The sequence below is a fragment of the Actinoallomurus sp. NPDC050550 genome (assembly GCF_040655075.1).
Taxonomy (GTDB): Bacteria; Actinomycetota; Actinomycetes; order Streptosporangiales; family Streptosporangiaceae; genus Actinoallomurus.
Genome location: NZ_JBFAJC010000001.1, coordinates 1 through 13,619, shown reverse-complemented (window position 1 = coordinate 13,619; position 13,619 = coordinate 1). Strand labels below are relative to the sequence as shown.

13 protein-coding genes and 1 pseudogene are annotated in these 13,619 nt (G+C 69.1%); 2 read left to right on the top strand and 12 right to left on the bottom strand.

Annotation, left to right across the window (positions count from 1 at the left end; translation table 11 throughout):
• Positions 1–159 precede the first annotated feature (159 nt).
• From ehuA to ectA, 8 genes are all read right to left on the bottom strand, one after another.
• A complete protein-coding gene (gene ehuA / locus AB0I04_RS00070; protein ID WP_360876373.1) occupies positions 160–975 on the bottom strand; it encodes an ectoine/hydroxyectoine ABC transporter ATP-binding protein EhuA in 816 nt (271 codons plus the stop codon).
• Complete coding sequence (gene ehuD / locus AB0I04_RS00065) at positions 962–1,615, bottom strand: ectoine/hydroxyectoine ABC transporter permease subunit EhuD (RefSeq protein ID WP_360876370.1); 654 nt, start codon at positions 1,613–1,615, stop codon at positions 962–964. Before ehuD ends, ehuA begins: the two co-directional genes overlap by 14 nt.
• Positions 1,612–2,328 carry an ectoine/hydroxyectoine ABC transporter permease subunit EhuC gene (gene ehuC / locus AB0I04_RS00060; RefSeq protein ID WP_360876367.1) on the bottom strand — a complete coding sequence of 239 codons (717 nt, stop codon included), beginning with the start codon at positions 2,326–2,328 and terminating at the stop codon, positions 1,612–1,614. The genes ehuD and ehuC overlap by 4 nt, the downstream gene beginning before the upstream one ends.
• 4 nt (positions 2,329–2,332) lie before the next feature.
• Positions 2,333–3,220: an ectoine/hydroxyectoine ABC transporter substrate-binding protein EhuB gene (ehuB, locus tag AB0I04_RS00055; RefSeq protein WP_360876364.1), complete on the bottom strand. Its 888-nt coding sequence runs from the start codon at positions 3,218–3,220 to the stop codon at positions 2,333–2,335.
• Positions 3,221–3,297: 77 nt separating this feature from the next.
• On the bottom strand, positions 3,298–4,206 hold the full coding sequence (gene thpD / locus AB0I04_RS00050) for an ectoine hydroxylase (protein ID WP_360876361.1): 909 nt from the start codon (positions 4,204–4,206) through the stop codon (positions 3,298–3,300).
• Between the two features lie 78 nt (positions 4,207–4,284).
• On the bottom strand, positions 4,285–4,677 hold the full coding sequence (locus AB0I04_RS00045) for an ectoine synthase (protein ID WP_360876358.1): 393 nt from the start codon (positions 4,675–4,677) through the stop codon (positions 4,285–4,287).
• 56 nt (positions 4,678–4,733) lie between these two features.
• Positions 4,734–5,981, bottom strand: a complete 1,248-nt coding sequence (ectB, locus tag AB0I04_RS00040; RefSeq protein ID WP_360876355.1) for a diaminobutyrate--2-oxoglutarate transaminase — start codon at positions 5,979–5,981, stop codon at positions 4,734–4,736.
• 28 nt (positions 5,982–6,009) lie between these two features.
• Positions 6,010–6,528 carry a diaminobutyrate acetyltransferase gene (ectA, locus tag AB0I04_RS00035; protein WP_360876352.1) on the bottom strand — a complete coding sequence of 173 codons (519 nt, stop codon included), beginning with the start codon at positions 6,526–6,528 and terminating at the stop codon, positions 6,010–6,012.
• A 367-nt stretch (positions 6,529–6,895) separates the two neighbouring features.
• Here ectA and AB0I04_RS00030 point away from each other — a divergent pair, with 367 nt between their 5' ends.
• Positions 6,896–8,494, top strand: coding sequence for a nitroreductase family deazaflavin-dependent oxidoreductase (locus tag AB0I04_RS00030; protein WP_360876349.1), 1,599 nt, complete (start codon positions 6,896–6,898; stop codon positions 8,492–8,494).
• 94 nt (positions 8,495–8,588) lie between these two features.
• On the opposite strand, the gene lon is transcribed toward AB0I04_RS00030, so the two are convergent.
• Positions 8,589–10,988, bottom strand: a complete 2,400-nt coding sequence (lon, locus tag AB0I04_RS00025) for an endopeptidase La (protein WP_360876346.1) — start codon at positions 10,986–10,988, stop codon at positions 8,589–8,591.
• A 214-nt stretch (positions 10,989–11,202) separates the two neighbouring features.
• Here lon and AB0I04_RS00020 point away from each other — a divergent pair, with 214 nt between their 5' ends.
• Positions 11,203–11,820 (top strand): TnsA-like heteromeric transposase endonuclease subunit, encoded by a 618-nt coding sequence (locus AB0I04_RS00020; protein ID WP_360876343.1) that lies wholly within the window; start codon positions 11,203–11,205, stop codon positions 11,818–11,820.
• Here AB0I04_RS00020 and AB0I04_RS00015 read toward each other — a convergent pair.
• From AB0I04_RS00015 to AB0I04_RS00005, 3 genes and pseudogenes are all read right to left on the bottom strand, one after another.
• On the bottom strand, positions 11,774–12,694 hold the full coding sequence (locus AB0I04_RS00015; RefSeq protein WP_360876340.1) for a helix-turn-helix transcriptional regulator: 921 nt from the start codon (positions 12,692–12,694) through the stop codon (positions 11,774–11,776). The genes AB0I04_RS00020 and AB0I04_RS00015 overlap by 47 nt on opposite strands.
• A gap of 119 nt (positions 12,695–12,813) precedes the next feature.
• Positions 12,814–12,963, bottom strand: a pseudogene (locus tag AB0I04_RS00010) (SDR family oxidoreductase); the annotation flags it as partial.
• A 193-nt stretch (positions 12,964–13,156) separates the two neighbouring features.
• Positions 13,157–13,619, bottom strand: a 463-nt coding sequence (locus AB0I04_RS00005; RefSeq protein WP_360876337.1) for an SDR family oxidoreductase, incomplete at its 5' end; no start/stop codon positions are given.

The following is a 13,619-nucleotide window of genomic DNA, read 5'->3' as shown; positions in this document are numbered from 1 at the left end:
GGGCATACGCGCCCCCACCGGTGGCGGCCGCGAACGACCGCCACTACACGCCGGCGCGCCGCACCGCCCCTCCGGTGCGAACCGCCCCGCGGCGCCGCTCGAGGATCACCTCGCCCTCCGCCGGTCCGCCGCGCCGATGCACGGCGGCGCCGCGGACTCCTACTGGTCGATGACCGCGCGCAGGAACTCCTGCGTACGGGGATGCTCCGGATCGGTGAAGATCTTCTCCGGAGTCCCCTCCTCGACGATCTGCCCCTTGTCGAACACGAGCACCCGGTCGGAGACGTCACGGGCGAACCGCATCTCGTGCGTGACGCACAGCATCGTGATGTCCGTCGTCTCGGCGATCTGCCGCAGGACGTCGAGGACCTCGCCGACCAGCTCCGGGTCCAGCGCCGAGGTCACCTCGTCGAGCAGCAGCACCTTCGGCCGCATGGCGAGCGCGCGGGCGATGGCGACGCGCTGCTGCTGCCCGCCCGACAGCTGCGACGGATGGGCCTCGGCCTTGTCCGCCAGGCCGACCATCTCCAGCAGCTCGCCGGCCCGTTCGGTGGCCTCGCGTTTCGGCATCTTGAGAACGTGCATCGGCGCCTCGGTCACGTTGCGCAGCACCGACATGTTCGGGAACAGGTTGAACTGCTGGAACACCATGCCGATCTCGGAACGGAGACGGCGCAGGTGCTTCTCGTCGGCGGGCACCAGCCGGCCGCCGCGCTGCATGTGCGACAGCGAGTCTCCGTTGAGCCAGATGACGCCGTCGTCGACCCGCTCCAGGGTCATGAGCAGGCGCAGGATCGTCGTCTTGCCCGACCCGCTCGGGCCGATGAGCGTGACCCGCTCGCCGGGGTCGACGGCGAAGTTCAGCTCGCGGAGGACGACGTTGTCGCCGAACCGCTTCACGACCTTCTCGAAGCGGATGCCGCGCGTGTTGTTCTGCGGCAGCGCCGCCTCGGGGGTTGAGTCAGTTGTTGCCATAGCGCCTCTCCAGGCGTCGGGTGAGGATGGATGCCAGGACGCTGACGACCACGAAGAGCAGTCCCGCGATCGTGATCGGCTCCAGGTAGCGGAAGTAGTGGGTCCCGACGGAGTACGCCGCGCCGAGCATCTCCGGCACCGTGATCGCCAGCAGCAGGGGCGAGTCCTTGAACATGGCGATCACGTAGTTGCCCAGGGTCGGGATGACCTTGCGGATCGCCTGGGGCAGCACGACGCCGAACCACACACGGTGGCGTGGCAGGTTCAGCGCGGTGGCCGCCTCCCACTGGCCCTTGGGCACGTCGTCGATCCCCGCGCGGTACACCTCGGAGGTGTACGTCGAGTAGTGCAGGCCCAGCCCGATGACGCCGGTGACGAACGCGCTGAACTTCACTCCGGCGCCCGGCAGCACGTAGAAGAGGAAGAACAGCTGCACGAGCAGCGGCGTGCTGCGCACGAACTCCACGATCCACCGGACGATCTGGCCCACGACCGGCCCGCCCGAACGCCGCAGCATCGCCCAGACCAGGCCGAGGACCAGCGCGAGCACGTAGGCCAGAAGCGTGGCCTCGACGGTGACGCGCAGCCCTTTCAGCAGGTCGGGCAGGATCTTGCCGGCGAAGTTCCAGTCCCAGATCATTGGAGGCCCACCCCCCCGTTTCCGGTCGCGATCGGAACCGCCGCCATGGCCTTCCGCTGCGGGCGGCGGCCGAGCATGCGGGCGGTCCGCCGCTCCAGGTAGCGGACGAGCAGCTGGAGGATCTGCGCGATCACGAAGTACAGCACCAGGACGGCCGCGAACGCCCATGCCGTCTGGCCGGTGGCCGCGCGCAGCTGCTGGGCCCGGAAGGTGAGGTCCGCGATCGAGATCAGCGACACCACCGCCGTCGCCTTGAGCAGCTCGATCAGCAGGTTCCCGAACGGCGGCAGCATCAGCGCGACCGCCTGCGGCAGGATGACCCGGCGGACCCGCTGGTACGGCGGCATGTTCAGCGCGACCGTCGCCTCGTACTGCGCGGTGGGCACCGCCCTGACGGCGCCGCGCACGACCTCCGCACCGTACGCGCCGTAGTTGAGCGACAGGGCGATCACGCCCGCGACCATGGGCTGGAACCGGAACCCGACCAGGGGCAGCGCGTAGAACAGCCAGAACATCAGGACGAGCGTGGCAGAGCCGCGGAAGAACTCGACGTACACCCGGGCGATCGCCCGGGCCACCGGGCCGCCCACGGCACCGGTGACCCCGAAGACCATGGCGAGCACGAGCGCGACCACCGCGCTGTACACGGTGAGCTGCACCGTGATCCAGGCGCCCCTGAGCAGGAGCGGGTAGGCGTGCAGGATCTGCGACACCAGATCAGCCCTTGCAGAGTTCGGCGGCGGTGTGCGACCCCGGCAGCTCGGCCTTGCTGAACCCGAACGGCTGGATGATGCCCAGCAGTCGGCCGTTCTGCTTCAGTTCGGTGAGCTTGCCGTTGAACGCGGAGAGCAGGTCGCTGTCCGCCTTGCGGAACGCGAACGCGCCGGCGCCGTACTGCGGCTTGCCGCCGATCTGCGGAATGAACGATGGAGTGACCTCGTACGGCGCGCCCTGATGCTTCTTCAGCGTGTCGACGAGGGAGATCCGGGTGAGCGCGATCGCGTCGATCCGGCCGGCCTTGAGCCCTTCGAACGCGCTCGGCTGGTCGGCGAACGTCTTGACGTTGTCCTTCTTCACCCCGAGCTTCGTGGCGTAGTCGCCTTCGACGGCACCGGTGAGCACGCCCAGCTTGACGTTCTTCTTCGCGGCGTCCTCGAAGCGCTGGATCCCCTTGGGGTTGCCCTTGGGCACCATGAACCCGGTCGTCGCGATGTAGTCCGGGTCGGCGAAGGCGACCTGCGCGCATCGCTCCGGCGTGACGAACATCCCCGCGGCGATGACATCGAAGCGGCGGGCCTGCAGTCCGCCGATGAGGCCGGCGAAGTCGAGCTGGACGCCCTTGACCTCGTTGATGCCGAGCTCCTTGAAGACGACCCGGGCCAGTTCGGGGGCCTCTCCGGTCAGCTTGCCGCTCGTGTCGGTGTAGCCGTAGGGCGACTCGTTCGCGAAGCCGACCTGGATGTAGCCCTGCTGCTTGGCACGTGCCAGGGTGCCACCGCCCGAGCGTTCCTTGGTCGGGTCGGTGGTGGAGCAGGCGGCCGCGAGGGGGACGGCGCCCGCGAGCAGCGCGGCACTGCGGATGAAGTCGCGTCGTGATGAGGTCATGGGGGGCATCTCCAGTATTTGGGGCTGCAGCGGCCGCCGGGCGTCGCCGGCGGCCGCTGTGGGGGGAGGATTTCCGGTTATGCGCCGACCGGTGTGAAGTCGCGGGCGGCGATGAACTCGGGGCGTCGCGACGGAGCCGCGAACGGCTCCTCGCAGGTGTTCTCCACGCTGTTGAACACGATGAAGACGTTCGAGCGGGGGAATGGGGTGATGTTGCCGTTCGACCCGTGCATGCAGTTGCAGTCGAACATCGTCGCGGAACCGGCGGGCCCGGTGAACAGTTCGATGCCGTGCTTGTCAGCGAGGATCGACAGGCTGTCGGGGTCGGGGGTGCCGATCTCCTGGCCGCGCAGCGACTCCTTGTAGTGGTCCGCGGGCGTCTCCCCCAGGCAGGACACGAAGGTCTTGTGCGAGCCCGGCATGATCATCAAGCCGCCGTTGTGGACGAAGTTCTCCGTCAGCGCGATCGAGATGCTGACGGCGCGCATCCGGGCCATGCCGTCCTCGGCGTGCCAGGTCTCGAAGTCCGAGTGCCAGTAGAAGTCCTTGCCTTTGAAACCCGGCTTGTAGTTCACCCGGCTCTGGTGCACGTACACGTCCGACCCGAGGATCTGCCGGGCGCGGCCGACCACGCGGGGGTCCGTGACGAGCTCGGCGAACACATCGCTGACCTTGTGCACCTCGAAGATCGACCGGATCTCGTCGGACCCGCGCTCGGTGACCGTCCGGTCGTCGCGCAGGACGGCCTCATCGTCCGCGAGCCGCCGCAGCTCCGCGCGGTAACGCTCGACCTCCTCCGGGGCGAGGAGCTCGTCGATGGTCAGGAAGCCGTCGGCCTCGTACCCGACCAGGGTCTCCTGGTCGATCGGGCCGTCGGCGTTCCCGTAGACGACCGGGTCGGTGCGGTAGAGCAGGGCCGGCTCGCTGGCGCGGCGGGTGGGGTACTGGTCGTTCGGGCCGGGAGTGGGGCAGGCATGCTCTGTCATCGCTTGCTTTCCAATCGTGCCGTGGTCCGGGGGTCGGGATGGAAGACGGCGGCTCCGTCGTTCCGGAACATCGACGGCTCAGGTCTCTTCGCTGATCAGCGGATAGACGCCGTTCTCGTCGTGCACCTCTCTGCCCGTTACCGGAGGGTTGAAGACACAGACGGTGCGCAGGTCCGTGTGGGCGCGGACGATGTGGTGCTCGTGCCCGTCGAGGAGGTACATGGTCCCGGGCTCGAGCCGGTACTTGTCACCGGTCTCCTCGTTGACGAGCTCGCCCTCACCGCCGATGCAGTAGACCGCCTCGATATGGTTCGCGTACCACATCCGGGTCTCGGTGCCGGCGTACAGGACGGTCTCGTGCAGCGAGAATCCGACCTTCTCCTTCGCCAGGACGAGCCGCCGGCTACGCCAGGTCGGCGCCTCGACGTCGCGCTCGGTTCCGGTGATCTCCTCGAGCGTGCGCACGATCATTGGACCGCTCCTTCCGGTGGCCTTGCGGGGGGGATCGGGGGTGGATCGGGGGTGGCTCAGACGAGGACCGCGTCGACCGAGTCGGCGAGGATCTGCAGGCCTTCGGAGAGTTCGGCGGGGGTCGTGGTGAGGGGCGGCAGCAGCTTCGCGACCTCGTCCTCTGGGCCGGAGGTCTCCATCAGCAGACCGCGGTCGAACGCCGCGCGGCACACGGCCGGGGCCTTCTCCGGTTCGGCGAAGGCGATCCCCTGGGCCATGCCGCGCCCGCGGGTGCCGGTGATCCGCTCCGGGTGGACCGCCGCGATGCCCTGGAGCGCCCCTTCGATCTGGTCGCGCTTGGCGAGGGTCTCCTTCTCCATGCCCTCGTCGGTCCAGAAGTCCATCGCGGCGGCGGCGGTGACGAAGGCCGGTCCCGGCCCGCGGAAGGTGCCGTTGTGCTCGCCCGGCTCCCACACGTCGAGTTCCGGCCGGAGCAGGGTGACGGCGAACGGCAGGCCGTACCCGCTGAGCGACTTCGACAGGCACACGATGTCGGGGACGATCCCGGCGTCCTCGAAACTGAAGAACGGCCCGGTCCGGCCGCAGCCCATCTGAATGTCGTCGACGATGAGCAGGATGTCCTGCCGCCGGCACAGGTCCGCGAGTCCGCGGAGCCATTCCGGGCTGGCCGCGTTGAGCCCTCCCTCGCCCTGCACGGTTTCGACGATGACGGCCGCGGGCGTGTCCAGGCCGCTTCCGCTGTCGCCCAGCAGACGCTCGAAGAAAAGGAAGTCGGGAGTCCGCCCGTCGAGATAGTTGTCGAACGGCATGCGAACGGCGTGGTTCAAGGGGATGCCGGCCCCGCTGCGCTTCATCGAGTTGCCGGTGACCGCGAGCGCCCCGAGCGACATGCCGTGGAAGGCGTTGGTGAAGCTGACGATCGTCTCCCGGCCGGTGTACTTGCGGGCCAGCTTCAGCGCCGCCTCGACGGCGTTGGTGCCCGCCGGTCCGGGAAACTGGACCTTGTAGTCGAGGCCGCGCGGCGCGAGGATCACCTCCTGGAACGTCTCCAGGAAGTCACGTTTGGCGACCGTGTGCATGTCCAGGCTGTGCACGAGGTTGTCATCGGCCAGATAGGTGATGAGCCGTTCTTTGAGCAGCGGGTTGTTGTGCCCGTAATTGAGGGTTCCGGCACCGGCGAAGAAATCGAGGAAGGCGCGGCCGTTCTCGTCGTACAAGTGGCTGCCGGACGCTTTCTGGAAGACCGTCGGCCATCCCCGGCAGTAGCTTCGGACCTCTGACTCGAGGGACTCGAACACGTTCATGCGGTTTCTCACCCGTCTCCTGGTGGATTCAGCTGTTGAGCGGCCCGATTCGGTACAACACCTCGGGGTCGTGATCGCCGGGGAACAGGTCCGCGTTCAAGAGAGGCGTCCGCCGCAGCGCGACACCGCGTGCACGGGCGAACGATGCGAACAGCCGGTCCGACGCCGTGTTGCCCGGCGTCACCGTCGCCTCGACGAACCGTGGTCCGCCGTCGGCCAGGTGGTCGAGCATCCGGCGCGCCAGCCCGCGTCCCCGCCAGTCGGCGTCCACCGCGACCTGCCAGACGAACAGCGTCCCGGGGTCCTCGGGCCGGGAGAACCCGGTGATGAAGCCGCAGACCTCGTCCTCGGCACGGGCCACGACCGAGGTCGCGGCGAAGTCCCGGCACCAGAGCACATAGCTGTAGGGGGAATTGAGGTCGAGGGTCCCGGAGTCGCGGGCGACACGCCACAGGTGCCGACCGTCTTCCAGACGCGGCGGACCGAATCCGATGTCGACGACGGGGGCGCGAGGCGTCGGCTGCCTGCGAACTTGTTCTGACGACATGGGTTACGAACCTAGCGAAGCGGTGACCGTGGGTTGTTCCGAGATCACGAGGTGCATGTTTGGCGAAGTGGAGGCCGGGTACAAATGGCTTTTTTCTGATCTCCGATATCGGGCCGACGGGCCGATCCGCCCGGAGCAGGGCCCGATATCAGCAGCCTGACCAGTGCGGACACGCGGCACCCGAGCGGGGCCCGCAATCACCCCCAGTCGGACAGACCATCACTCCAAGTGATCGCCACGTCGCGGCGAAGGACGCCCCGATCGACGTCTGCTATGTGATGTACTTCACACATTTATCGGCCATCCGAGTAGTCTCATCGAACGTCAGCGTGACCGAAGTCTCCCACCAAGCGCTAGTTTGAACATCATGCGCGTCCTCGTGACAGGTGGGTCGGGATTCGTCGGCTCGTACGCCATCCGCGCCCTGCTCGCGGCCGGTCATCAGGTACGGGCGATGGTGCGCGATCCCGGCCGGGCGGCCACGGTCCTCAGCGCGATCGGCGTGGAGGCCGAGGCCGTGGAGATGTACCCCGGCGACATGCTCGACGAGGAAGCCGTCGCCCACGCCCTCGACGGGTGCGACGCCGTCGTGCACGCCGCCGCGGCGCTCGGCGTCACCGACGCCCGTACGGACGTCATGGAGGTCAACGTCGCCGGCACGCGGACCGTGGTCGGCGGCGCGGTCGCCCGGGGCCTCGATCCGGTGATCCACGTGTCCACCATCGCGGTGTTCGTGCCGCCCGCGGGACCGGTGATCCGGGCGGACGACCCGCTGGCGCGCCCACGGACCGACTACGGCCGGTCTAAGGTCGCGGCCGAACGCTATGTGCGCGGCCTGCAGGACGACGGCGCGCCCGTCACGATCTTCTACCCGGGCGGCGTGATCGGCCCCCGGCAGCCGCGCCTGGACGCGATGATGGAGGGCCTGGCCGGCGCGCTCAACCTGGTCTGGCCGCTGCCGCGCGGCGGCGTGTCGCTCATCGACGTCCGCGACCTCGCGGAGGCGCTGACCCGCGCGGTCGCCCCCGGCCACGGACCACGGCGGTACACCCTCGGCGGGCACTACCTGACCTGGCCTGAGCTGGCCGACCGATGCGACACGCTCACCGGCGTACGCTGCCGTCGGATCGCCGTCCCCGCAGGGCTCATGCTGGCGCTCGGCTCGCTCCTCGACGCCGCCAAGCGCGTACGCCCCTTCGACTACCCGCTGACCCGGGACGCCGCGGAGTTCATCGTCACGCTCGTGCCCTCCGACGACACCCCAGCCGTCGACGCGCTCGGACTCACCCTCCGGCCGGTCGGGGAGAGCCTGACGGACGCCCTGCGCTGGCTCGCCGCGGCCGGGCACCTCTCCCCCGCCCGGGCCGGCCGCCTGGCCACCGGCCCGGAGCTGGATCATGAACCCCCGGCCGGCACTCCGAGTGCCTCGGACAGAAAGGCAGGACCCGTCATGCCACGAAGCAGGATGAAGGCCATGGTCACCGCGCCGATCGCACGGATGGCCGGATCCGCGTGGTTCGCGAAGGTCGGGCCGAAGGTGGTGCCGCCGCTGGACCGCGCCGTGCACCGGCTGTCCGGCGGCCGCTTCCTCATGGGGCAGTACGTCGTGCCGACCCTCCTTCTGACGGCCGTCGGGCACCGCAGCGGCCTGCCCCGCCAGACGCCGCTGGCCTCCCTGCCCGAAGCGGACGGCTCCTTCTTGGTGGTCGGCAGCAACTTCGGGCGTGAGAACCACCCCGCGTGGACGACCAACCTCCTGAACCGGCCCGAGGCGGAGGTCAGCTACCGAGGCCGTACGATCCCGGTCACCGCGCGGCTGCTGGAGGGCGCCGAGCGCGCCGAGGTCTGGCCACGATTGCTCAAGACCTGGCCGACGTACGACAGGTACGTCGAGCGGTCAGGACGCGAGCTGCGAGTCTTCCGCCTCAGTCCGCGGGGCGCTGAAACCAGCGAGCCGCAGGACTGAAACCCGCGAGCCGCGAGGCTGAGACCCGCGAGACGAACGGCGCCCCTCCGGAGATCCGGAGGGGCGCCGTTCGCGTTCTTTCGGTCTGGGCCGGTCAGGCGGCCACGGTCTCCCGGGTCGTCGCCGGCTCCAGCGCCAGCTCGAGGACGTCCCGGACGTCACTGACCGGGTGGACGGTCAGCTGCTCCAGGACCTCGGCCGGCACGTCGTCCAGATCCGGCTCGTTGCGCTTCGGGATGATCACCGTTGTGACCCCCGCCCGGTGCGCGGCGAGCAGCTTCTGCTTGACCCCGCCGATGGGCAGGACCCGCCCGGTCAGCGACACCTCACCGGTCATCGCCACGTCCGTACGGACCAGCCGCCCGGACAGCAGCGAGGCGAGCGCCGTCGTCATCGTGATGCCCGCACTCGGCCCGTCCTTGGGCACGGCCCCGGCCGGGACGTGGACGTGCACGCCGCGGTCCTTCAGGTCGCCGACGGGCAGCTCCAGCTCCGCGCCGCGCGACCGCAGGTACGACAGCGCGATCCGCGCCGACTCCTTCATGACGTCGCCCAGCTGGCCGGTCAGGGTGACGCCGGTCTCGCCGGTCTCCTTGTCGGCCAGCGACGCCTCGATGTAGAGCACGTCGCCGCCCGCACCGGTGACCGCCAGCCCGGTCGCCACACCCGGCACCGCCGTACGCCGCTCGGACTCGTTCAGCGACGTCTCCGGGGTGAAGCGCGGACGGCCGAGGTAGTCGCGCAGGTCGTCGGCGCCGACCGTCACCGGCAGCGTCCTCTCCTCCAGCGCGACCTTAGCCGCGACCTTGCGCAGGACCCGGGCGATCCCCCGCTCCAGGCTCCGTACGCCCGCCTCCCGCGTGTACTCGGCGGCGAGCAGCCGCAGCGCGTCGTCACCGATCGCCACCTCGTCGGCGGTCAGGCCCGCCTTGTCGAGCTGACGCCGCAGCAGGTGGTCGCGCGCGATCGCGACCTTCTCATCCTCGGTGTAGCCGTCGAGGGAGACGAGCTCCATGCGGTCCAGCAGCGGTCCGGGGATGGTCTCCAGCGCGTTCGCCGTGGCGAGGAACACCACGTCCGACAGGTCGAGCTCGACCTCCAGGTAGTGGTCCCGGAACGTGTGGTTCTGCGCCGGGTCCAGCACCTCCAGCAGCGCCGCCGTCGGGTCGCCGCGGTAGTCCGCGCCGACCTTGTCGATCTCGTCGAGCAGCACGACCGGATTCATCGTGCCCGCCTCGCGGATCGCCCGGACGATGCGGCCGGGCAGCGCGCCGACGTAAGTCCGCCGGTGACCGCGGATCTCGGCCTCGTCCCGGACGCCGCCGAGCGCGACGCGGACGAACTTCCGGTCCATCGCCCGCGCCACCGACTCGCCCAGGGACGTCTTGCCGACACCGGGCGGGCCGACGAGCGCCAGGACCGCGCCGGACCGCCGACCTCCGATCACGCCGAGACCGCGATCCTCGCGCCGCTTGCGCACGGCGAGGTACTCCACGATCCGCTCCTTGACGTCGTCGAGCCCCGTGTGGTCCTCGTCGAGGATCTGCCGGGCGCCCGCGATGTCGTAGGCGTCCTCGGTCCGCTCATTCCAGGGAATGTCCAGGACCGTGTCCAGCCAGGTACGGATCCAGCCGCCCTCCGGCGACTGGTCGGAGGTCCGCTCGAGCTTGTCGACCTCCTTCAGGGCCGCCTCGCGGACCTTCTCCGGCAGGTCGGCCGCCTCGACGCGGGCCCGGTAGTCCTCCTCCTCGGAGGACGGGTCGCCGTTGAGCTCGTTCAGCTCCTTGCGGATCGCGGCGAGCTGCTGGCGGAGCAGGAACTCCTTCTGCTGCTTCTCCACGCCCTCCTCGACGTCCTTACGGATCGTCTCGGCGACGTCCAGCTCCGCGAGGTGCTCCCGGGTCCAGCCGATCGCGAGCTCGAGACGCTCGGTCACGTCGGCGGTCTCCAGGATGCGCACCTTCTGCTCGGCGCTGAGGTACGAGGCGTAGCCCGCCCGGTCGGCCATCACCGACGGGTCCTCGATCTGCTGGATCATGTCGACGACCTGCCAGGCGCCGCGCTTCTCCAGCACCCCGACGACGAGGGCCTTGTACTCCTTGGCCAGTTCCTCGGCCCGGGGTCCGACACCGGTGTCCTCGACCTCGGTCCCCTCGACCCACAGGGCCGCGCCGGGACCGGTCGTCCCGGAACCGATGCGGACGCGGGCGACACCGCGGACGACGGCGCCGGGTCCGCCGCCGGGCAGCCTGCCGGTCTGCTCGACGACGCCGAGCGTGCCGACGGCCGCGTACTTGCCGTTCAGCCGGGGCACCAGCAGCACCCGCGGCTTGTCCTCCGACCGGATGCCAGGGCCCCGGGAGACGGCGGTCGCGCGCGCGGCGTCGATCGCCGCCCGCACGTCGCTCTCCGACAGGTCGAGCGGCACGACCATCGCGGGCAGTACGACCTCGTCGTCGAGCGGCAGCACCGGCAGGGTGACGATCTTGCTCATCAGTCCTCCAAAGCTTGAGTCACCCACACTCAAGAAAGAAGAGCCCCGATAAATTTCCGCAGGCCCGTTCGCCGTCAGCGATCACGCCCTGGGTGTCCCGTCCGCGATTACATGGCGTGGTTCGGACCTAGTTGGCACCTCGGTGGCGGTGTTCAGGCTTACCTGGCGCGTCGTACCGGCGAGTAAGCGTGGTGAAGGCACAGAATGCTCCGACATGGCGGTGTTGAGAGCGGCACCTGGTGGTGTGGCCGACTCTGCCGATGGGTTAAAGGTCGGCTATGTGACCGAGGACGGAGCGTCGGTCCGGGTCCCGGTGACGGAGGCGTGGGGGCTGGCGCTGGAGATGGCGCAGCCGGCTCGCCGGTTCACCTCCTACAAGGGGCAGCGGAATCTTCCGGGCCGCTGGTGGTCGGCGACGGATGGCCGCCGCGTCGGATATGAGTCGTGGCTGGAACGCGATCACCTGATGCTCCTGGACTTCGACCCTGCCGTGATGGGGATCGCGTCGCGGCCGTTCTGGCTCTCCTGGGTCACCGAGGAGCGGAAGAGGCGGTCGCATGCTCCGGATTACTTCGCGCGGAAGGCGGACGGATCCGGTGTGGTCATCGACTGCCGTCCGGCGGAACGGAGGAAGCCGCGCGGCATGGCTGCGTTCGAGGCGACCCGGACGGCGTGTGAGACGGTCGGGTGGGAGTACCGGCTGGTGGGTGGCCCGGATCCGACCACGACGGCCAATGTGCGGTGGCTGGCCGGCTATCGCCATCCTCCTCAGCCTCCAGTGAACGCTATTCTGCCGGCGGCACGCCGCGGTTATCGTCCCAGGCATGAGTGATCTCGGTCGCTAGCCTCTCCTGGCTAGCCGCCCACGACGCCAATAGGGCTAGACCGTCCGCGGTCGCCGTGCCAGCGGGCGCGGTGTAGACGTTCAGGAGCAGGCCGGGTTCGGCAGGCATCTCCATCGACTCGACGTCCAGGTCGAGCTGGCCCACTACCGGATGGTGCACTCGCTTGCGTCCGGACCGGTGGAGCCGAACGTCCTGAGATGCCCACCGCTGCCGAAATAGTTCACTGCGTGTTGATAGTTCACCGACTAGGGCGATCAGCTCCTCGTCGTGCGGATTGCGGCCGGCTTCCATGCGTAGCTTCGCGGCCACATCGCAGGCGATTCGGTCATAGTCGACGAAGAACGTTTTTGCCGCTTCGGGATCTAGATACACGAACCGCGCGGTGTTCGCCGGCCGTCGCGTGTCGGCCAGCACCGGTGAATACAGCGCGCGGGCAAGTTGATTCATGGCCAGGACGTCATAACGGCCGTTGCAAATCCAAGCCGGCGCATCGGTGATGGCGTCGAGCACCTGCTGAAGCGCCGGACGCACCGTCACGGCGGGTCGCCGGCGGCGTGGACCGCTGGGTGCCCTGGACTGCCGCGCAAGGTGGAATAGGTGATCGCGCTCGGCCTCGTCAAGTTGCAAGGCAGAGGCCAACGCGTCGAGCACCCCGTCGGAGGCGCCGGTGAGGCTGCCGCGCTCCATACGCACGTAGTAGTCGACCGATACCCCTGCTAGTAGAGCTACCTCTTCGCGACGCAGACCTTTGACCCGGCGGTTGCCGCCGTAGGCGGGCAGTCCGGCCCGCTCGGGCGCGATCCGCGCGCGACGCGAGCTCAGGAATTCCTTGATCTCAGTGCGCAGATCGATCGTGGCCACGCCTTCACCATAGGCCCTGTCCGCAGGCGAAGGGAGGTTCTGCTGGTACCCCGACGGCTACGCACCCCCTCACACGCGGCATGCGCAGCGTCGTAGCAGGAAAAGGCCCGCGTCGACACCTAGATACCCGAAGCAGTCGTTGCAATGCCACCGTCGACCGGGATAACGGCGCCCGTCAGGTAGGACCCGGCCCGACTGGCGAGGAACACGGCGATGCCCGCCATGTCCTCGTCGCGGCCAAGCCGGCGTAGAGGGTCCGACCCCGCGATCGCGTAGTTGATCACGCCTTCGAGCTGGGCGTGGTGTTTGCCGTGGCCGTCTGCGGGGCGACCGCGGCGCGGGTGCCGGCCAGCCATTCGGCGGCCAGCATGGTGCTGCGGGTACCCCGACGACTGCGTTGAGACCCGACTTGGAGGTGTTCACGGGGGCCCGTCGGCCGCTGGCAAAGCCTCGCGCCGACGCCTAGGTACCTGATGCGGTCGTGGCGATGCCGCCGTCGATCGGGATGATGGTGCCCGTGAGGTAAGCTCCGGCCCGGCTAGCGAGGAACACGGCGATACCTGCCATGTCGTCGTCGCGGCCGAGCCGGCGCAGAGGGGCCTTCGCCGCGATCGTGTCGCCGATGGCATCGAGCGTGGACGCCATCATCTGCGACGGGAACGGTCCTGGGGCTACCGCGTTCACCGTGACGTGCTGTGGGCCCAGTTCTCTGGCAAGCACTCTGGTGAGTTGATGGAGTGCCGCTTTGCTGCTGGCGTACGAGTAGTTGGGCGACTCGGCGACATGGATGGCGGCGATACTGCCGATGTTAATGATCCGCGCGGGATCATCGGCGGTGCCCGCCCTGCGAAGTGCGGGGAGCAGCGCCTGCACCAGCCAGAACGGCGACTTGAGGTTGAGGTCGATCACTGCGTCCCAGGCCTCG